Here is a 20,304-nt window from a genome sequence, read left to right as displayed (position 1 = left end):
CATGTTCGAACTCGATCACGACCTGGCCCAGGACATCGTCGACCGGGCGATGGCTATCCTGCCGTACAACGTCAATGTCATGGACAGCCAGGGCTTGATCCTGGGCAGTGGCGAGCCGGAGCGGGTCAACACCCGGCATGAAGGTGCGCAACTGGTCCTGGCCAACGGCCGGGTGGTGGAGATCGATGCGCAGACGGCGATTCATCTCAAGGGCGTGCAGCCGGGCATCAACCTGCCGCTGTTGCTCGATCAGCGCCTGATCGGCGTACTGGGCATCACCGGCGAACCCGAGCAACTGCGCACCTACGCCGAACTGGTGCGCATGACCGCCGAAATGCTGGTGGGCCAGCGCAACCAGCAGGCCGAACAGCAATGGCGGCGCCAGCGCTGCGATGATCTGCTGGCGCTGTTGCTCAGCGAAGCCGGAGATTCTCCGCGACTGGTCGATGAAGCGCAGCAGCTTGGGCTCAAACCACAAATGACCCGGGTGCCCTATCTGTTCGAGCTGGGCCTGGAACACGCTCCAGGGCAAACCGTCGAGGCTCTGAGTGCCTGGTTGACGACCCGTCACCCCGACAGTTGGTGCGTGAGTTCGGCCAAAACTTCATTGCTCTGGTGCCGGCCGGCCAGTCAGTCGGTGGAGAACGAGCGCTTGCTGGACAAGCTCGATGGCCTTGGCTGGAACATCCTGCGTATCGCCGTGGGTGGGCAAGCCGACGGGCTGGCCGGGTTGCGCCGCTGCTATCGTCGGGTCGGTGACTTGCTGGCCTATGGACGCGAGGTGCTGCCGCGCTCCCGATTGCTGATGCTGAACCGCTATCGGCTGCCGGTGATGCTCTGGCGCCACCGCAACGACGACGCCCTCGACGAACTGCTCAACCCGCTGCGCAGGGTCATTGCCAAGGACAGCAACGGTCAGTTGCTGGCGACCCTGCGCAGCTGGTGCGAACACGACGGCCAGAGCCAGGCCTGCGCCGATGCACTGGGCATCCATCGCAACAGCCTGCGTTATCGCATGGAGCGGATTGCCGAGCTCAGCGGGGTTGATCCACTGCGACTCGATGGGATGCTCGCGCTGTACCTCGGCGTGCAACTGCTCCCCCAGACAGACACGAACCCCTGAACCATACACATTCCCTGTGGGAGCGAGCTTGCTCGCGATATCGGTGTGTCAGAGACATTAATGCTGACTGATGCGCCGCCATCGCGAGCAAGCTCGCTCCCACAGTTATTTGTGGTGGTGCACAGATTTGTGGACGATGCCGCTTCCGCCGGGCTTTGTGGAAATGAACAATAATCCTCAACACCGCTTGTGCAGCGGCCCGGCGTTATTGTTCAAGGCGGCTGGCAGCATGTGGGCATTGGAACTGGAGAATTCCCATGAAAATCGTGATCGCCCCCGACTCGTTCAAGGACAGCCTCAGCGCTCAAGGCGTGGCCGACGCCATTGCATTGGGATTGGCGCAAGTCTGGCCTGATGCCCAACTGATCAAATGCCCGATGGCCGACGGCGGGGAGGGGACTGTCGAGTCGATTCTTGCCGCCTGTGAAGGCGAACAGCGCCGCACCATGGTTCGCGGGCCGCTGGGAGCAACGGTGGATGCCGCCTGGGGCTGGTTGCCGCAGAGCCACACCGCGATCATCGAAATGGCCGAGGCCAGCGGTTTGCAGTTGGTCCCGGTGGCGCAACGCGATGCCTGCATCAGCAGCACTTTCGGTACCGGGCAATTGATCCGCGCCGCGCTGGATGCCGGTGCGCAACGGGTGATCCTGGCGATTGGCGGCAGTGCGACCAATGACGGCGGCGCCGGTGCCATGCAGGCCCTGGGCGTGAAACTGCTGGACGCCCAGGGGCAGACGTTGTCACCAGGCGGTCTTGCCCTTGCGCAATTGGCCCGGGTCGACCTGAGCGGCATTGATCCGCGTCTGGCGCGGGTGCGCTTCGACATCGCCGCCGACGTCAACAACCCATTGTGCGGTCCCCACGGCGCCTCGGCGATTTTTGGCCCGCAAAAAGGCGCCTCGCCCGTACAGGTCGAACAACTGGACCGTGCCCTGGGGCATTTTGCCGACCATTGCGCGATTGCCTTGAGCAACGACGTGCGCGACGAGCCGGGCAGTGGCGCGGCGGGCGGCCTGGGGTTTGCCGCCAAGGCGTTCCTCGGTGCGCAGTTCAAGGCCGGGGTCGAGGTGGTGGCCGAACTCGTGGGCCTGGCTGACGCCGTAGCCGGCGCCGACCTGGTGATCACCGGCGAAGGTCGTTTCGATGCGCAAACCCTGCGCGGCAAGACGCCCTTTGGTGTGGCACGGGTCGCCCGGGAACACGGGGTGCCGGTCATCGTCATCGCCGGCACCCTGGGCGACGGTTATCAGGCGCTCTATGAACACGGCATCGACGCTGCGTTTGCCCTGGCGAGCGGGCCGATGACCCTGGAGCAGGCCTGTGCCGAGGCGCCGCGCTTGCTGCGCGAGCGGGCGAGTGATATTGCACGCGTGTGGCGGGCGGCCAGTCAGTAAAGCGTTTGAACACCACGATCCCTGTGGGAGCGAGCTTGCTCGCGATAGCGGAGTGTCAGCGACATCAATGCTGACTGACAAGACGCCATCGCGAGCAAGCTCGCTCCCACAGGTTTTGTGTCTTGATCGGCTATTCGGGCGGATCAATCTGATCCAGCACTCGATTCGCCGTGATCTCCGCCAGCATCACGCTGTTGGAAATCCCCAGCAGCGCATTGCGTGACCCTCCGTCCAGATGATCCACCAACTGGTGGACCATCACGTCGACTGACGCCAGCGTTTCCACCAGATACACCACCAGGGTTTCGGTCGTGGCTTCAAGGTTCACGGTAAACAGCGTGCCGGGAGTACGCGGCGTGGCTTTGATGTCGGCGGTCGAGGGGAAGTGGAAGGCGAGGGCACGCTCGGCGGCTTCGTTGAGTTTTTTTGAATCGGGTTCGTACGGGGATGTCGGGTCGGTGTCCGGCGGGTTTGGAGTTACTTTGAACATATGCTGAGTTGTCCCAATGATGTGCCAACCCTCCGGCTGCTAAACGAAGAGGGTGGCAACTGCACGCAGGTTAGCAGACCGGAAACTCAGCAATCCGGCGCGCTCGAGAGCGCCCTGCGTACAGCTACCATCAAGTACAGGCAACAGAAAGACCTGCATGACAGATGCACGCACAACTGAGTTAACACAGGCTGCTAAACCCGATCACTGACAATCAGTGACGCGAATCAAGTTACCGATGGGCTCCAAGGCGCACAAGCCGGCGGATTCTGGCGTAACCGTAGGCAATGGTGCAAGGTCTTGTAGCTTGCATGAAGTAATCTTAAACGCCTTTAAACAGGCGCCCGCGGCTGGCGTGTTTCGCGATTTGACATAGGGTTGAGGCAAGGAACACGCGCCACAGGAGAACACCATGCGCTACTCAGCCTTGACCCAACGAATCGCCGGTGACGGAGCGGCGGCCTGGCAGATTCATGATCGAGCAGCTGGCGCTGCGCGAGCAGGGTGTCGATGTCTTGCTGCTGTCGATCGGTGACCCGGATTTCGACACCCCACAACCCATCGTCCAGGCCGCGATTGGCAGTTTGCTGGCCGGCGACACCCACTACCCGGTGGTGCGCGGCAGCCAAGGCTTGCGCGACAGCATCGCCCGGCGTCATCGCCAGCGCAGCGGCCAGTCGGTGGATGCCGAGCATGTAATCGTATTCCCCGGGGCGCAGTGCGCGGTGTATTCGGTGGTGCAATGCCTGCTTGACCCGGGCGACGAAGTGCTCGTCGCTGAACCGATGTACGTGACCTACGAAGCCGTGTTTGGTGCCAGCGGGGCCAAAGTGGTGCCGGTGCCGGTGTGTTCGCAGAACGGCTTTCGGGTCGATCCGGCCGATGTCGCGGCACTGATCACACCGAACACCCGCGCGATGTTGCTCAACAGCCCGAACAACCCCTCCGGCGCCAGCCTGCCAATGAAGGCCTGGAAAGCGCTGGCCCAATTATGCATTCGCCATGACCTGTGGTTGATCAGCGACGAGGTGTACAGCGAGCTGCTGTTCGAGGGCGAGCACATCAGCCCCGCGAGTTTGCCGGGCATGGCCGAGCGAGCGGCGACCATCAACATCCTGTCGAAATCCCACGCCATGAGTGGCTGGCGGGTGGGCTGGGTGGTCGGGCCGCAATCGCTGTGTGAACATTTGGTGAATCTGTCGTTGTGCATGCTGTTCGGCATTCCGGATTTCATCCAGAACGCCGCGCAATTGGCGCTGGATGAAAACCTTCCGCACGTGGCGCTGATGTGTGAGGAATATCGCCTGCGTCGCGACCTGGTGCGCGCCAGTCTGGATCTGTGCCCTGGCATCCGGGCGATTCGCCCCGATGGCGGCATGTTCGTGATGGTCGACGTGCGCCAGACCGGGTTGTCGGCCCAGCATTTCGCCGAGCGGCTGCTGGATGGCTATATGGCGTTTCGGTGCTGGCCGGCGAAGCCTTCGGGCCGAGTGCGGCGGGGCACATTCGCATCGGCCTGGTGGTGGACCGGCTGAAGCTGGCGGACGCCTGTCGACGTATTTCTCTGTGTGTAACGGACTTGCTCGAGGGGGCTGCGAGCCTGAGCTTTTCGGCGCGGTCTTGAGGTTTTCTTCGTCGTTTTGAACCCTGCGCCCCCATCCTTCCTGCGCAGGGAATCGGCACCCACCTGTCAACTTTGACAGTATCGCTTTTTTTTCCATGAGTGCTTAATCCGCCCAAGGTCAGTTCGGCCTGCTGCGCGAAGACGTTCATTTGGCTTGCCCGCAGCGTCCCTGTTGTCGACCGATGGAAAGGCCATTACATGGCCGATGGTTCAAGTGGCTACCAGGAGAGCGGGACATGGCAACTCAAGCGAGCAAGCTGCAACGACAGGAGGCAAGCGCGGCCTATTTGAAAATGCGCACGGAGTATCGGGCAAATCTTGCCGATATGGTGATCGAGATCAAATCTGAGGATTATGCCGACGCTGCAACGGGGCTGCTCAACGGACCCAGGCTGGCCAGCGGGCTGACGGTTTATATCCCGGAATGGGACAACGCGGCCCCGCCAGGTGCCAGTGATGAAGTCAGGCTTTATTTTGATAGCGGAGCGGGCTGGGAGGAGGTCGGCTATCACGAGTTCATTGCGCCCTTCCCGGAGAAGTTCCCTTATCCCATGACTATCGGTGTCAATAGTCTTCCGGATGACGCGACGTGCAAACTGCAGTACATCATTACCAGTTACAACGAAGAGGAAACTCCTTCTCAGGAAACAACGGTCATTTGCGATCGTTTGCCACCCTACAAGCACTTGCCCCCCGATGCACTGAAACTCGCTGCTGATTACCTGGATGACACCAATCTGCCCGCTGGAGGAAACCTCACTGTTACGGTTCCCGGTTATCCGGACTGGAAAGCAAAAGATAAAATTGCCATCTATCTGGTGGATGCTGCGCAAATTCCGCCTGATCCGACGGATGCCGAGTTGGTGTTTTTCGACAATGTTCCGTCACCCGGTATCAGCGATACACCGGTGCAGGTTCCTGCCGATAAGATCCGTGCTTTTGGCGATGCGGAATGTGTGCTTCTTTATGTGTTGATTGATGAGGCGCAAAACCCCAGCGCAGTGTCTGTGCACAAATTGGTTGGCCTGACCTTCGGGCCTCTGCCCGCAAATTTAAAACCACCGAAAGTTCCGCAAGCGGACCCGGGGCCGTTGGTGAACGAACATGTTCGAGCGGGTGTGAGTGTCTGGATCGACAAGTACGATAACTGGAAGGCTGGTGACAAGGTTCGTGTTACATGGGGCGCCACTCGCGTAGAGCCGGACCTTGACTTTCTCAACATATCCACCATGGAAGTTCCGGTGTTGCCTGCCGTGCTCATGTTGAATGAGTACGGGCAGGCCAGCACCGGAACCAAAGCGACACCGGTCAGTTATCAGATTTTCCGCAAGGGCCGCCCGTTCGGCCCTCAGTCCGCCAACTTTCCAGTGAACTTCGAGGTACCTATTCCATGGATTCCGTGGCCCCCCATTGATTGGCCGAATCCTGTTCATCCAGACCTGCTCGCCGGTGAAGTCAAAAACTTCGATGACAGCCGGACCAATCAGCTGATAAGGGCTGACAAGGGCAAGGACGCCAAATTCACCTTCAAGTGGTATGCCTCGGCAAAGGATGATGATGTCGTTGATTTTTTCTGGAACGGGCTGAGAGTCGTTGAGGCACAGGTCATTTTTGACGCAGCAACCCATACGCCTGGCGATGACCTTACGGTTGATATCCTTTGGAAATACATCAGAGACGGTGGCAATGGCGACCCCGTACCAGTGCACTATCGGGTCCACCGGCCTGGTGTGGAAAACGACCAGGATTCCAAAACCACGGACGTTGAGGTCAATGCGGTAGCAGTTGAGTTGCCCGCTGCAAGCTTTCCGAAAATCCCCAATCCAGCCGGTTATCCGGGGTGTTCGGCGCTGGAGTCTGATGGCGCGCTGTTGGTGCGAATACCCGATCTGACGGGGCTGCTAGACGATGGCGACACCATCAGTTTCGAGTTCACTCCCATGATAGGGGATGACTTGTCCTCGCCCGACAATCCCATTCCCAACGTGAAGTTCGAAAAGGATTTTGACTTGGGTAGTGCGGGTACGCCCGTGACCGGCTTCGAATTTCGGGTTGAGCCTTACGCCACTTATATCCAGCCGCTTTATGACCAGAATCCGACGACTCGCCGGGGGCGAGTGAAGATCCAGTATTTCTTCGATGATGGAACAGAGACGGTCGAGTCTGAGGCGTTGGTCAGTCGCACAGCGTTCCACAGGCCGAATGATCCTTGCCCAATAGTGCCTTAGGTGAAATCACAGAGTCGATTCGGATGTTTGCCGTCCGTGTCGACTCTGGCTCAACACTTGTGAACATCGGCTACCCAGTTGGAAGGGAGTACTCAAGTGTTGTTTCGGATTACTCCTACATATCTGGTGTAGGAAGTTTCTTAGGATTGCCGCCCCAACAGATACACGATCTGGAAAAGCGCCAGTAGGTGGAGTTTTTGCCTATAGCCGACAGACTCAGGAGCGACCTCATGTACGTCAGACATTCATTTTCATTTTCGCCGCTCGCACGCAAGCTCAAGCTTGCCACCTTTGCGCCGATGCTATTGATCAGTCCGTGCGCGCTGGCACTTTCAACGATTGAAAATGGCGCCTCCATGACCATCGACGCAACCACGACGCAGGACAGTTGGTTGGTGCGAGGCGGTTCCAGTCTGACGGCCAACGGTGCCGCCACTAACCAGATTCGTGTCGAGACGGGGTCGAAGCTTTCACTCAACGGCACCACGGCGACGGCCTTGGGTACAAGCAACGGCATCGAACTGTCCAACAGTGAGGCGAGCATTACCAACAGTCGGGTCGTCAGTGATCGCACTGGATTGCGTCTGATCGGCACGGCCAACGGTGGCTCAACTGCACGGGTCAGCGCCAGCCAGATCACCGGCGGCCAGTTTGGCGCAAGCCTCAGCGCGCAATCGGAGCTGACGCTGGAGTCCGGCACCACGGTCACCGCTCGCAACGCTGACGGCATTGGTATTCAAAGCTTCGGCGGCAAGGTACAGGCGACTGGCAGCACGATCGTCGGCGGGCTCAACGGTGTCAGCCTGTTCACCGCGGGCAACCTGCCAGCGAACAATGCACTGATTCTTGACAAGACCCATGTCGAGGGCTTGAGTGGCTCGGCCATTATTGTCAACGGCCAGACCCAAACCAACTCCGAGCGGGCCAATATCACGGTCACGAACGGTTCTACGTTGAAAGGGGGAAACGGCACGCTGCTGGAAGTCACCAACGGTTCTGCAGCTAATTTCAACGTCAACAACAGCCATCTGGTCGGCGATATCGTCGTGGCCGACGGCAGCAGTGCCGACGTGTTGCTCGACCAGTCTGCAACCCTGACCGGGCGCCTGGAAAACGTTCAGAACCTGGCGGTCAACAACAATGCGCTCTGGGTGATGGTCGGTGACGGTAGTGTCGAGAACCTTTCGCTCAACGGCGGTGGCGTCCAGTTCGGCAACCCGGGGCAGTATTTCAATCTCTCCGTGGAAACCCTGTCGGGTACGGGGGGAACGTTCCATATGCACAACGACTTCACCACCGGGCAGGTGGATACCCTGACCGTGTCTGGCAATGCCAGTGGCAACCATCTTGTCGCCCTCGACAGCCAGGGCACAGAGCCGGCAGGGGCTGGTTCCAAGGCGGTGGTGCATATCGGCTCGGGTGACGCAACATTCGCCCTGGCCGGTGGTGCCGTGAACCTCGGGGCGTTTTCCTACGACTTGATCAAGCAAGGCGACAACGACTGGGTGCTGGATACGGCCACAAAGACGATCAGCCCCGGTACACAGTCGGTCATGGCGTTGTTCAATGCGGCCCCGACGGTCTGGTACGGTGAGCTCAGCACGTTGCGCACCCGCATGGGCGAGGTGCGCATGGATCAGGGCAAGGCCGGTGGCTGGGTCCGTGCCTACGGCAACAAATACAACGTGAGTGACAGTGCCGGCGTGGCCTACAAGCAAACCCAGCAAGGCATTTCGTTCGGTGCCGATGCGCCGCTGCCCATGGGCGGCGGGCAATGGCTGGTCGGTGTGCTGGGCGGTTACAGCCAGTCCGACCTGGACATGAGCCGTGGCACCACCGGCGAAGTCGACAGCTACTACCTGGGCGCCTATACCACCTGGCTGGATGCGCAGAGCGGGTATTACTTCGACGGTGTCATCAAATACAACCGGTTCCAGAACGAATCTGACGTTCAACTCAGCGACGGCAAGAAAACCAAGGGCAATTACGACACTGACGGCATCGGTGCATCGCTGGAGTTTGGGCGAAACATCAAGCTGGCGGATGACTACTTTGTCGAGCCGTTTACCCAACTGTCCGCCGTGACCTTCGAGGGCGCGAAATACGATCTGGACAATGGCTTGTCAGCTGACGGCGACCGCTCACGCTCGTTGCTGGCCAAGCTGGGCTCCACGGTCGGACGCAATTTCACCCTCAGTGAAGGCAAGGTGGTGCAGCCGTATCTGCGCGCCGCTTACGTGCATGAATTCGCCAAGAACAGTGACGTCGAAGTCAACAGCAACCGTTTCAGTAATGATTTGTCGGGTTCTCGCGGCGAGTTGGGCGCGGGCGTGGCGATGACTGTGACCGACAGGGTGTCGATGCACGTTGATCTTGATTACAGCAATGGCGACAAGATCGAGCAGCCTTGGGGCGCCAATGTCGGTGTTCGTTACAACTGGTAGTCGGATGACTTGATGTCACCGGGCTGAGGCAAACCGTTACACCGTGCATTCAATATTCTTTTCGTGGGGCGCGGGAGAGTTGTTCAGGGGACTGGATGATTTCTCCGGCGCACTTTTGCTGAGGAGTCTTGTTCATGGTCATGAGTATTTTCAGTGATATCAAAATGCCACAAGCCGAGGTGTCAGGATTGCTTCCCGAAGTGCCGGGAGGGGAGCCGAACCTGATTCCAGCGACGTTGACCCATGACGATTTGAAAGTATGGTTCACAGTGCCGGCTCACTCGGATCCCTCGGCCGACGAGGAAACAGTCGAACTGTTCGTTGACTATGTTGACGACACCTCGATCCCGATTTCTAAACGGGAGTGGAGCGCCCCCATCGAGGATTCGGATCAGTTTGTCTGGTTGCCCAAAGCGTGGTTGAGAAACGTAGGTAATGAAGGTCAACACCGGTTGGCTTATCGGTTCACGATTTATAACGGGGCGCAAGAGTTTTCCGAAGATCTGGTGGTCACGCTCGATATCATGGCCCCTGTTCTGGCGGCCGACAGCAAACTGATTTTCCCTCCTGAAGTGCTCCCGCCCAATAAACTCACCGCCCGCTACCTCGAGCAAAACAGCGATCAGGTAAAGGTTGAACTGCCTGGCTATACAGCCCCCCGACCCTGGGACCGCATCACTTGGCATTGGGGGGTAAGACTGAGTGATGAGAACCCTGGCGGCGTCATTGAGCTTAACGATACCAATTACACCTTGCCTGTTAAGTTCAACGTTACTGGAGATCTGATACGTGATCGGGGCAATGGCGTGCGGTACGTGCGATACGAGATCAAAGACCGGGCTGGCAACGTCAGCAAGTCTGTGGATTTCGTCGAGTTGGACGTCGACGCCACGCCAATCCCGCGCAAATTGCCACCATCAAAAGTCAAGGAGGCGTCGTCGGGAGCATCGAGCGGTGTACTGATCCCCAGCCATGGGGTCAACGGTGTCACGGTCACTATCCCGTCCGACGCAGTCATTTACGAGGGTGAAGAGGCCTTCGTGCAATGGGCCGCGCCAGGGACTGTCGGCGAATTTCGAACCAATACGCCGGTCTCGGCAGGTTCCAGGGAGTACAACATTCCAAAAGACAAGATTGCTCAGCATCTGGGCAAGACCTTGCCGGTGTATTACGAGGTCATCGAGCCCGGTGTGACAGACCCGCATAAGTCGCAAAATTACAGTTTACGGGTTGAAGAGCTGACCGGTTTACCCAGTGTGCAATGCACCCAGGTAGCGGGCGGCAAGCTCAGCCTCGCGAGCCTCACGACAGGGGTCGCTGACTTCACGCTCGCAAGCTGGACCTTCATGGCGACCGATCAGTACCTTACCGTCACCGTGGTAGGCGTCGACAGCAACAGTCAAAAACTCGAGATCCCGATACTCACCGACTCCCGGGTTCCGGAAGTGGCGCCAGTCATTTCTGTCGGGCGGATTGCAAAGGCCGATCTGCAACGTTTCAAACTGAATCTGGGGTTTGAGGTGGTGGTCAAGGTAAGTTTCGACAGCCTGCAGACCTGGAAGACGTTTGGAAAATTGACCCCGCAACTCATTGCCTGAGGCTTGATTGGAGGAGCGGGTTTGTCTGACAGGACAAACCCGCTCCTTCGTTCCGGGTACCCCTTATCTGGGTTTATTTGTAGGTGAGGGTAAAGCTCAGTGCACCTTTGGCCACACCAGGGCGAACCGCAGTGGTGGGTTCGGTCTGGTAGAAGCGCGCTTTGAAATTCAGCACGGTGGTGCCTGGCGATATCGCGGTTATTGGCACTTCGGTGGCAAGCTCCACGGGCGAACCATCACCCTTGAGTATCTGAATGCCCATTCCTTTGGCATCCGAATCGGTTGTCAGGCTGAATACGCCGTCGGTGGTAGGGCCGATGGGGGCTGACCCAAGGATGCCGTCGAGGCGGATATTGGCCGTCGCGACGAAACCTACACGCGGATCGGTCTCGCATTGGCTCAACGTGATATTGAAAGGGACCGGCGTGGTGGTGTAGCCCTCCCCGGTGAAGTCAGTGGTGTCCCAACTCCCAAGTGGTACGGGGTCGGCACTGACCGGGTTGACGCCGACGCTGCATTGGGCCTGAATGATGGTGCCAATCAATCCATATCCGAACGCTTTGCCCAGATCAGTGATATGCCCACTGAACAGCTCGCTACCATCAAGGCTGTGAGGGCCGGGTGCCAAAGGGCCGGTTTTCACCAGTGTTACCTGATTGTTCAAGCTATTGAGCTGAATGGCTGTCAATATGTTTTTGTCGTTGAATCCATCATAGGGCACGGTCGGACGGCCGATAGGGACGAAAGAGGTGGTACCCTCGCCATTGAGTGGAAAGCCCAGTTTTATTCGAACGCCCACGCCGGCAATATTGGTTTGCAGGATTTTGCCAGTGACATCCTCTCCATTGATCGGCTCCAGCGGGCCAGGAAAGATCGGTGCAGTGGCGCGGGCGTTGAACTCCAGACGATGGCTACCATCGTTACGGCAGCTTGCTAGCATGTTCGCGTTGTTAGGCGTGAAATGACTCATATCAATGCTGCCAATAATGGTGCCGACACGGGCGTCTCGAGGAACGTACAGGGTGCCCATGTTCCTCTGATAGTTCATGGTGGTCGGCCCCCCCGCGGGGACCCATTCGCAATTGGCCGCCAGCGCCAATGGAGGCATACATCCGGCGGCCAGCAGGGCGGCGCGCAGCACTCGGTGCATCTTGAGTTTCATGGTGTTTCCTGATGGGCGGCCGTGGGTGTGGGCCGACTTCTTCATGCTCAAAGACATGTCAGTTCCTGTAATCGGTAACCTTGAGCCTGCTCCATGCTCTCAGGATCGATACTCAGCCGGCACTGCGGGTCGGCTTGCTCTCCCCAGTGAACATCGAGGGTCTGAGGATCGGTGCCGGTGGATAGCATCACTTGCCCGGCCTGGCCGACGATCCCCATGAGGGTGCCTTCGGCATTGCTGACCTGAGCACCGAAAGGCAATGGCTGGCCCTTTGCGGTTCGGCCAGAAATAATCAGGCGATTGACCGTGCGTGCGGGGAAGGTGGCTTTGACGACCGCGCCGCGTCTGGGGACGACTTGGGCGGAGCCGTTATCGATTTCTACCTCGGGCCCCAGATCGTCGGTCTTCAGCACCACCTGATTGGCCCGGTAGGGTTGCATATGCGGCACCAAGGCGTAGCCATGTCGGGTGGTCTTGGTGCCCGCCGCGTTCATGACGCCGACGCCGGCGATGCCTGGCACCTCGATCAAAGCGTTGGTTTCGCCCAGATAAGGACCTGTCTCGAGACCGTCGGCGTGTAACAGCACGGCACCGCTGGCATTGACTGAAACGCTGCGGTAATCCTGGCCTTGGGTCATCCCCGCACCGACAGCGCCAAAGGGCGCTTGATAACCGACCGACAATGCTGTCGATTGCCGGCGGCTTTCATCACTGCTCAGGCTGACGCTGTAGTTAAGCCGGTTGTCGTCGGCGCTGCCGCCGAGGCTGGCTCGCTGGCTGTAGCGGTCGCGGTTGCGCTGTACATCAAAGGTCGCGTTGCTGGAATGGCCAAAATCAAGGGGCAACGACGCACTCAGGCCGAACAGGCGGTCGGTCTCACGGTTGCTGCGGTTATCGCTGAGCGATTGGGAGGCATACAGGTTGTAACTCACCCCCTTGAGTTGGGTGCTGAAGGTGAACTGGAATTGACGTTGTCGATAAGTGCTGTGCCAGTAATCCTGTTGGGACAGACTCAGGCTCAGTGCGCTACCGGTCCAGAGATGCTGATAAATCGAAGTCTCCAGGCGGCTGCGGCGGCTGCCGTGGAACGTCGAGCTGGCGCTGCGTTGGCGAACGGCTTCATCGAAGTCCCGATAGCCCTCGGTCGAATAGCGATACCCGGCAAAACGCAGGTTGGTTTTGGTCGCAAAGGATTTGCCATATTTGAGTGCATAACTCATGCCATGAACAGATTGCGTGTCAAGGGTGTCGATGTCGGCGTCGGATCGAGTGACGTCCAGGGCCACCGCACCGATCGATCCCAGATCCCTCGCAATGCCCAGGGTGCCGGCACGATAGAAGTCACTGGCCATCAGGCCCCCATACAGCGTCGAGTTCCAGACGGTTCCCATCGCCAGAGTGCCTTGCCATAGCAGCGGCTCATCGAGGTCGCCGGTGGCGTTGTAGCGTCCGACCGCGCCGCTGTAGCGCCATATACCTTCACGCAGCAGGTTGCCGAGCGTGGCGTATGGCTGGGTAAACCGCCGAACCTGGCCGTCGGCCTCGGTCAGGACGATTTCCAGTTCGCCGCCGCCGCCCACGGTGCTCAGATCGTCGATTTCATAAGGGCCGGCGCTGACATAGGTGGAATAAATCGGGTAGCCGTTCTGCAGTACCTCCAGTTTGGCGCGCGATTGCGCCACGCCGCGGATGATCGGTGCATAGCCTTGGGCCGAGTCGGGCAGCATGCCCAGGTCCGAATGGATCAGCGCACCCTTGATCGGCACGCTACGAAAAACATCGCCGCCGGTGAAGGTTTCACCCAATGTCAGGTTGGCATGGGTGCCGGGCAGATCGCGCTGGGCATAGGTATACGCCCGGCTCCAGACGCGTTTACCTTCTTCGTCCTGCCGCATCGACTGGTTGCTGCGCAATCGCCAGGGGCCCAGATTGATGCCGCTATTGAGGTACAGATCGTCAGAGGTGTTACGCCCGCCATAGCGGCTGGTACCTTGTTGCGCAGACACCTGGTAATTAACGAAGGCGGCGTTGATACCGTAGTCCCAGCGCTCCGGATCGACGCGGCCAATGACATCGCGGCGCATGGCGATTTGCGGAATGGAAATCGACAGCAACAGCTTGCCGGCGTCCAGGTCGACCTCGGCACCGGGGATCAGTGCGAACAGATCGACGCATGGGCTTCGCAACAACGTCGGGTCGGCCAGGCTGTCGAGCCGAACCCCCAACTCTTCAAGCAATTCGGGAGAAAGGCAAGGCAACAGACGATCGCGTTCGGGACCGGGCTCGAAGGTGATTTCGCGCTGGCCGAAGTAACGCAGGTTGACCTGAATATCAACCCAATAGCGCCCAGGTCCCAAGTCCTGGGCATGGGTCAGGGCGCGCAGGGCCGCGACGCCGGCGTCGCTGGCATGTGCCGGGCTCTGGCGCATGAAACCGCTCTGGAATTCAATCGGCTGAGCGGCATTGGCGGGCTTGATTTCCAGCAAAAGAGCACCGCTGCTGCCGATGAAGAGCAACTGAGCGAGGCGCAGACGCGCAGGCACGGCCGCGCACCCGCGGGCGGGTAAAGAAAAAGTCATGGTGATGGTTCCTGGCAGTTAGTGCGGAAGCACTGCCTCAGGGGGCCAGTTGAATTGGCACGGTCAATGGCACGGTGTAGCCGCCATAGTCGTTGATCGCCGAGAACACGACCTGCAAGCCTTGACTGGATTTGCCTGGTTTGAGGGCGAACGTCTGGCGGCTGAGCGGCTCGACCATGTCCGGGTTCTTGATCGCCTGATGCTCACCGTTGCCCGTCATCTCGATACGAACAAATGACACGTGAAAGGGGGTCGGATTATCCACCATCAGGTGTGGCTGGCCATTGAGGTCCTTGATCGACCATTGCAGGTCCTTGAGGCGTGTGACGGGGTTGTCCTTGAGCTGGACGGGGCGATAGAACAGCTTGATACGGGTGCGCAGGGCAATGTTCAGGACATTGCTGTCATTGCCGTCGGCCTGAGGAATTTCCTGCACATTGAAATAGAACAGCGACTCGCGATCGCTTGGCAGCATGTTAGGCAGTCCATTGATCTGTACTTGCTGCTCCTTGCCGGGGTTGAGTCGAAACAAGGGCGGGGACGGGATGAAGGGAACGGCAACGGTGTCATCGTCACTGGCCGTGTTAACCCAGGTTTGCACGGCGAACGGCCGGTTGCTGGGGTTGGCGACTATCACCGAGGTGCTGCGCTTGTCGCTGTCGAATACCACGCGAGTGGCGCCGATGGTCAAAGCCGCCTGGGCGGTGGGGGCCTGTACATTGAGCATGAGCACGGTCAGGCAGACGCCCAGTGCACGCCATGAAATTACCGGTGGTGGGGGTATGCGGGACATGGGATCTAACTCCATACGCCCGGGTGAGCACATTGCACCCGGACGTATCGAAATGCCGCTTGAACACGACGCACTCAGGCACTGTGTTCAAGAGGGCAGGGTGACTATCAGTTGATGGTGACGATGAACGGGACGTCGGCCGAAGCCGCACCGGCTGTCACTGGCAGGGTGATGGAGCGGTAGTAGGCGTTGAATACCATGTCGGTAGAACCGGTATCTGCCAGATCGTAATCGACGGACGATGTGCCCGGCGCGATCGAGGCACCGCTTCTATCCCTTAGTGAGATCGCTACGCCTCCGGCACCATCAGGGGTGCTGGTGACCGCGAAGTAATCACTGTCGTCCGCATGTGCAGTGCCGTTGAAGGTGACTTTGGCGGTGTTGTCAGCTGGCTTAAGGCCACAACCGGGACCGCCACTTACGCGTAATGCAAAGCTCTTGCCCCTGTACTCCTGGTCAACGGCGGTAAAGCGGGATGCTTCGATGCTACCCATTTTCACCTGATTGCCGACAGAGCCATCTTCCGGGTTGATGATTTCAATCGGGCAGGTGCTGTTCTTGATCTTGCCTTCGAAATGGATGGTGCCGGTGTTTGCATACACGGAAGTGCCTGCCACTGCAGCAGAAAGTCCCAGGGAAAGTGCGAGTAGATGTTTTTTCATGGTGAATCCTTAGTTGGTTTGGTGCGCATTAGTACATAGTGTTGTTTTGGATGGGTAGCACTTGTACTGGGTTTGATTGTGATCAGTTGTCATGACCGGGAGGGATCTTAGAGGGGGTTTTGGAATTAGAACAGTGATCGCTATGTTGATATTTCGACGGGGTATGTAGGAATATTCCTGGCGCCGGCCATTGGCCGATTTCATCGGTAAATTATTGTTTATATTGATATTATTCTTTTCAAAGTGTGTTGCGAGAAAAAAATGTTGATGACTGATAAGGGATGTTTAAGGAGGGCGTACAAAAAAATTGGTGTGGCGGGTGTTGGGGTTTTTTTGTTTGTGACCGGATTTTAAATCGAAGTGGCGATGGAAAAATACTTCGGCGACAAAGTTGATAAGCTGTCGCCGAAGTTTAGCTAAATGTTAGTAACGAACTTGTTCACCGTTTGTCGCAGCATTTTGATTGACGTTGGTGGAAGGTCCGTTTGAACGCCCATTCGGTAATCCAGGTTTAGCTCTGGGTTGCCGGTGAATCGCAATTAGCCTTTCCAGATTTTGTGCTCGTTTCTGTGCGTCTGGCGTTTTTAACGCTGCAAATATTTCTTTAGCTCGTCGCGTCTTTGCAACAGGGTGGGAAAAATGTGCACCCACGTCCATCATAAGGCCGGCCCCGGCCCCGGCCCCGGCCCCGGCTCCGGCTCCGGCTCCGGCTCCGGCGGATGCTCGGGGCGCCTGTTGTGCCAAGTAAATGGGTATCTCATCCAACATCTCTTTCCACGCCGAGTTTGCAGCCCTCCTCGTGAAGAACTTATTCACCGCCCCAAAAATGCCACGGCCGATCGCGGGTATCCCCGTCGCCATCGCCCCAATCACGAAATACGTTGCCCATTCGTTTGCCTCCTCGTCACCGGTYGCAGCGGCGTATCCATGGGCGACAGTTGATGCAGCCGTTAAGGTCGCACTCGTTACAAGCAGCGCAGCACCGATAGCGGCAGAGATCAAGGCCTTCCCAGCCAATTTTGTAGCGACGACAACGGATTTGTATGCCGCAACGCTGGCACCCACGGTAAACAGTGCTCCGACACCCACAAACACCCATGCCAGCCAGTCACCGCCCCCACCCGCTGACAATGAAGGCGTCTGGTCCTCATCCGGCCGCCGCAACCTGCCACTCCAGCCGATCGCCTCATGCCCGGTCGGGTCACGCAGCGCGATTGGGTTGCCCAGGCAGTACGTGTAAGGATTGACCCCGCCGCTGCCGAACGGGCTGAGCGAGTCCGGACTGTGAAAGCGCATCAGGCACGGGTTGTAAGCCCGGTAACCCCGGCCCAGCAAGTACCAACCGCTGGCTTGGTCACGCACTTCGCCGTTGAACGCCAGCAGGCTTTGTAGCGCGTCATCACTGTGGCGTTCGCCGTAGGCGCTGTAGACGGCCGTGCGCAGGTCACGTTGCTGGCTTTCACCCAGTACGCTGTTGTTCGCGTCAGTCATCAACAGCAAGGTTTGTGCAGTGTCACCCGTTTGTTGTTGCCCTAGGGGCTGGTCCAGGTTGTAGAGGATTTGAGTCTGGCGATCATCCTGAACGACAGCGTTCAGTTGCTGGCCCTGATAAAAACGCAAAGTCTCGCTCTGATTGCCTTGTTGCGCATTGACGAGATGGTCAGAGGCCTGTGTGGGCGGCTGTCGGTTCGGTCTTCTTATATCGCGAATAATAATTCTTGGGACCTGTCACAAATTACAGGTAGCTTCCTTCATTCGCCGGAACCTCCTGAATCTTCTGTGTTTTGCCCCAAAAAAAAACTTCGATTCTCCCCACCGTTCGTCCCATGCCAGGGATTTTGAATGCCAGGGTGGCGCGTTTGGTGAATTGAGATAGGGTTGACTCAGGAACCTGCGCGACTGGAGAACCACATGCGCTATTCAGGCTTGACCCAACGCATCGCCGGTGAAGGCGCCGCGGCCTGGCAGATACACAATCGCGCAGTGCAATTGCGCGAACAGGGCGTCGATATACTGCTGCTTTCGGTCGGCGACCCGGATTTCGATACCCCGCAACCTATCGTTCTAGCCGCTATAGACAGCTTGTTGGCGGGTGACACCCATTACTCGGAAGTCCGCGGCAACCGTCGGTTGCGCGACAGCATCGCCCGTCGCCATCAGCGACAGAGCGGGCAGGCGGTGGATGCCGAGCATGTGATCGTCATGCCCGGTGCCCAGTGTGCGGTGTATTCGGTGGCGCAATGCCTGCTCGATCCGGGGGACGAGGTAATTGTCGCCGAACCGATGTACGTGACGTATGAGGGCGTGTTCGGTGCCATTGGGGCGAAAGTCGTGCCTGTTGCGGTGTGTCCGGAGAACGGCTTTCGGGTCGATCCGGGCGATGTCGCGGCGCTGATCACGCCACGAACCCGGGCCATTTTACTCAACAGCCCGAACAATCCTTCCGGTGCGAGCCTGTCTCTGAAGATCTGGCAGGCACTGGCTTCGTTGTGCATTCGGCATGACGTGTGGCTGATCAGTGACGAGGTGTACAGCGATCTGCTGTACGAGGGCGACCACATCAGTCCGGCCAGCCTGCCGGACATGGCCGAACGCACCGCGACCATCAATAGCTTGTCCAAATCCCACGCCATGAGTGGCTGGCGGGTGGGCTGGGTGATCGGGCCCAAGCCCTTGGCCGATCACCTGGAACATCTGTCGCTGTGCATGCTGTTCGGTATTCCGGAGTTCGTGCAGAAGGCGGCGCAACGGGCCCTGGAAGAGGAGCTGCCCGAGGTGGCGTCGATGCGCGAGGAGTACCGCCAGCGTCGCGACCTGGTGTGCGCGAGCCTGGACGGATGCGCGGGCCTGCGGCCGATACGCCCGGATGGCGGGATGTTCGTGATGGTCGACGTGCGCCAGACCGGCCTGTCGGCCCAGCGTTTTGCCGAGCGACTACTGGACGGTTATGGCGTTTCGGTGCTGGCCGGCGAAGCGTTTGGACCGAGTGCGGCGGGGCATATCCGGATTGGACTGGTAGTGGACAGGCGCAAGCTGGCCGATGCGTGTCGGCGGATTGCGTCGTGTGCGTCGCAGCTTCTGGAGGCGAGGCGGGCCTGAGGGTTTTGTGCAGATTGGCTGGCCTCTTCGCGAGCAGGCTCGCTCCCACATTTTGATCTGTGGTGTTCACAAAACCCTGTGGGAGCGAGCCTGCTCGCGAAGGCTATCTCATAATCGCCAGATCCATCAGGCCTTCCACGCTTGAACATTCACCAGATTCTTCGGCCGCTCACCCCCCAGCGCCGCCAGTAGATTATCCACCGCACACTTCGCCATCGCCTCGCGCGTTTCGTGGGTCGCCGAGCCAATGTGCGGCGTCGCCACCACGTTGTGTAGCTGCAACAACGGCGAGTCGGCATTCAACGGCTCACGCTCGAACACATCCAGCCCCGCGGCCCGAATCTGCCCGTTATGCAGCGCTTCGATCATGGCGGTTTCATCCACCACCTTGCCTCGGGAGATGTTGATGAAGATCGTTTCAGGCCCCATCAGGGCAAATTCTTCAGCACCAATGAGTCCTTCGGTTTCAGCCGTCAGTGGCAATGTGAGGCAGACGAAATCAGCCTCCTGCAACAACTGTGGCAGGCTCCTGTACTGCGCATCGAATCGCTGTTCCACCGCCGGTTTCGGCGTATGGCTGTGGTAGATCACCGGCATGCCAAAACCGAAATGCCCGCGCTGGGCCAGCGCCTCGCCGATCCGTCCCATGCCGATGATGCCCAGGGTTTTGCCATGCACGTCGGTGCCGAATTGCGCAGCGCCGACATTGCGCGTCCACTCGCCGGCGCGAACCACGTTGGCCAGTTCCACCACGCGTCGGGCAGTCGCCAGGATCAGCGCGAACCCGGTGTCGGCGGTGGTTTCGGTTAGCACGTCCGGGGTGTTGCTGAGCAGGATTCGCCGTTCGGTCAGGTAGTCGACGTCGTAATTGTCGACGCCCACCGAGACGCTGGCGATGGCTTGCAGATGTGGCGCCAGATCGAGCAGCTCGGCATCCAGTTTCAGACTGGCACCGAGCAAGCCATGAGCCCGGGGCAGGGCATCACGCAGACTGGCCAGGCCTGCGGCGTCGAGGCTTTCGATCAGCGTCACCTCGGCCTGCGCTTGCAGGCGAGCCATCAGCGCCGGCGAGAGTTTCTTGTACAGCACAACCTGCTTTTTCATTGTC

13 protein-coding genes and 1 pseudogene are annotated in these 20,304 nt (G+C 58.9%); 7 read left to right on the top strand and 7 right to left on the bottom strand.

What is annotated here, in order from left to right; translation table 11 throughout:
• Position 1 precedes the first annotated feature (1 nt).
• Both AC1DRN_RS08180 and AC1DRN_RS08175 read left to right on the top strand, forming a co-directional pair.
• Positions 2-1,123: a sugar diacid recognition domain-containing protein gene (locus AC1DRN_RS08180; RefSeq protein ID WP_457265959.1), complete on the top strand. Its 1,122-nt coding sequence runs from the start codon at positions 2-4 to the stop codon at positions 1,121-1,123.
• Between the two features lie 257 nt (positions 1,124-1,380).
• Positions 1,381-2,517 carry a glycerate kinase gene (locus AC1DRN_RS08175; RefSeq protein WP_457265960.1) on the top strand — a complete coding sequence of 379 codons (1,137 nt, stop codon included), beginning with the start codon at positions 1,381-1,383 and terminating at the stop codon, positions 2,515-2,517.
• A gap of 130 nt (positions 2,518-2,647) precedes the next feature.
• Here the strand turns inward: AC1DRN_RS08175 and AC1DRN_RS08170 are convergent, their stop codons facing one another.
• Complete coding sequence (locus AC1DRN_RS08170) at positions 2,648-3,007, bottom strand: DUF6124 family protein (protein WP_223463085.1); 360 nt, start codon at positions 3,005-3,007, stop codon at positions 2,648-2,650.
• A 412-nt stretch (positions 3,008-3,419) separates the two neighbouring features.
• Here AC1DRN_RS08170 and AC1DRN_RS08165 point away from each other — a divergent pair.
• The 4 genes and pseudogenes from AC1DRN_RS08165 to AC1DRN_RS08150 all read left to right on the top strand — a co-directional run bounded on the left by AC1DRN_RS08165 (position 3,420) and on the right by AC1DRN_RS08150 (position 10,901).
• Positions 3,420-4,631: pseudogene (locus AC1DRN_RS08165) on the top strand (pyridoxal phosphate-dependent aminotransferase).
• A gap of 236 nt (positions 4,632-4,867) precedes the next feature.
• Positions 4,868-6,859, top strand: coding sequence for a hypothetical protein (locus AC1DRN_RS08160; RefSeq protein ID WP_457265961.1), 1,992 nt, complete (start codon positions 4,868-4,870; stop codon positions 6,857-6,859).
• 230 nt (positions 6,860-7,089) lie between these two features.
• Positions 7,090-9,303 (top strand): autotransporter outer membrane beta-barrel domain-containing protein, encoded by a 2,214-nt coding sequence (locus AC1DRN_RS08155; protein ID WP_457265962.1) that lies wholly within the window; start codon positions 7,090-7,092, stop codon positions 9,301-9,303.
• Positions 9,304-9,437: 134 nt separating this feature from the next.
• On the top strand, positions 9,438-10,901 hold the full coding sequence (locus AC1DRN_RS08150) for a hypothetical protein (protein WP_457265963.1): 1,464 nt from the start codon (positions 9,438-9,440) through the stop codon (positions 10,899-10,901).
• Positions 10,902-10,974: 73 nt separating this feature from the next.
• Here the strand turns inward: AC1DRN_RS08150 and AC1DRN_RS08145 are convergent, their stop codons facing one another.
• The 5 genes from AC1DRN_RS08145 to AC1DRN_RS08125 form a co-directional block, all read right to left on the bottom strand.
• Positions 10,975-12,009, bottom strand: a complete 1,035-nt coding sequence (locus AC1DRN_RS08145) for a fimbrial protein (RefSeq protein WP_411740716.1) — start codon at positions 12,007-12,009, stop codon at positions 10,975-10,977.
• Between the two features lie 101 nt (positions 12,010-12,110).
• Positions 12,111-14,642: a fimbria/pilus outer membrane usher protein gene (locus AC1DRN_RS08140; RefSeq protein WP_457265964.1), complete on the bottom strand. Its 2,532-nt coding sequence runs from the start codon at positions 14,640-14,642 to the stop codon at positions 12,111-12,113.
• Positions 14,643-14,679: 37 nt separating this feature from the next.
• Entirely contained in the window at positions 14,680-15,369 is a 690-nt protein-coding gene (locus AC1DRN_RS08135; RefSeq protein WP_223463115.1) for a fimbrial biogenesis chaperone, read from the bottom strand.
• A gap of 173 nt (positions 15,370-15,542) precedes the next feature.
• Entirely contained in the window at positions 15,543-16,097 is a 555-nt protein-coding gene (locus AC1DRN_RS08130) for a fimbrial protein (protein ID WP_223463091.1), read from the bottom strand.
• Positions 16,098-16,520: 423 nt separating this feature from the next.
• Positions 16,521-17,717, bottom strand: a complete 1,197-nt coding sequence (locus tag AC1DRN_RS08125; RefSeq protein WP_457265965.1) for an RHS repeat-associated core domain-containing protein — start codon at positions 17,715-17,717, stop codon at positions 16,521-16,523.
• Positions 17,718-18,008: 291 nt separating this feature from the next.
• Between AC1DRN_RS08125 and AC1DRN_RS08120 the strand changes: the two genes are divergently transcribed.
• A complete protein-coding gene (locus AC1DRN_RS08120; protein WP_223463093.1) occupies positions 18,009-19,196 on the top strand; it encodes a pyridoxal phosphate-dependent aminotransferase in 1,188 nt (395 codons plus the stop codon).
• Between the two features lie 126 nt (positions 19,197-19,322).
• Here the strand turns inward: AC1DRN_RS08120 and AC1DRN_RS08115 are convergent, their stop codons facing one another.
• The gene (locus AC1DRN_RS08115) at positions 19,323-20,300 is read right to left on the bottom strand and encodes an NAD(P)-dependent oxidoreductase (protein ID WP_223463094.1); all 978 of its coding nucleotides are present in this window, start codon (positions 20,298-20,300) and stop codon (positions 19,323-19,325) included.
• Positions 20,301-20,304 lie beyond the last annotated feature (4 nt).

The sequence above is a fragment of the Pseudomonas sp. P5_B3 genome (assembly GCF_056400405.1).
The sequence above is the reverse complement of the archived record's forward strand: the minus strand, read 5'-3'. Positions and strand labels throughout refer to the sequence as shown.

Coding starts and splice junctions, on each gene's coding strand:
- AC1DRN_RS08180 (WP_457265959.1), top strand. CDS start 2: ATGTTCGAACTCGATCACGACCTGGCCCAGGACATCGTCGACCGGGCG.
- AC1DRN_RS08175 (WP_457265960.1), top strand. CDS start 1,381: ATGAAAATCGTGATCGCCCCCGACTCGTTCAAGGACAGCCTCAGCGCT.
- AC1DRN_RS08170 (WP_223463085.1), bottom strand. CDS start 3,007: ATGTTCAAAGTAACTCCAAACCCGCCGGACACCGACCCGACATCCCCG.
- AC1DRN_RS08160 (WP_457265961.1), top strand. CDS start 4,868: ATGGCAACTCAAGCGAGCAAGCTGCAACGACAGGAGGCAAGCGCGGCC.
- AC1DRN_RS08155 (WP_457265962.1), top strand. CDS start 7,090: ATGTACGTCAGACATTCATTTTCATTTTCGCCGCTCGCACGCAAGCTC.
- AC1DRN_RS08150 (WP_457265963.1), top strand. CDS start 9,438: ATGGTCATGAGTATTTTCAGTGATATCAAAATGCCACAAGCCGAGGTG.
- AC1DRN_RS08145 (WP_411740716.1), bottom strand. CDS start 12,009: ATGCCTCCATTGGCGCTGGCGGCCAATTGCGAATGGGTCCCCGCGGGG.
- AC1DRN_RS08140 (WP_457265964.1), bottom strand. CDS start 14,642: ATGACTTTTTCTTTACCCGCCCGCGGGTGCGCGGCCGTGCCTGCGCGT.
- AC1DRN_RS08135 (WP_223463115.1), bottom strand. CDS start 15,369: ATGCTCAATGTACAGGCCCCCACCGCCCAGGCGGCTTTGACCATCGGC.
- AC1DRN_RS08130 (WP_223463091.1), bottom strand. CDS start 16,097: ATGAAAAAACATCTACTCGCACTTTCCCTGGGACTTTCTGCTGCAGTG.
- AC1DRN_RS08120 (WP_223463093.1), top strand. CDS start 18,009: ATGCGCTATTCAGGCTTGACCCAACGCATCGCCGGTGAAGGCGCCGCG.
- AC1DRN_RS08115 (WP_223463094.1), bottom strand. CDS start 20,300: ATGAAAAAGCAGGTTGTGCTGTACAAGAAACTCTCGCCGGCGCTGATG.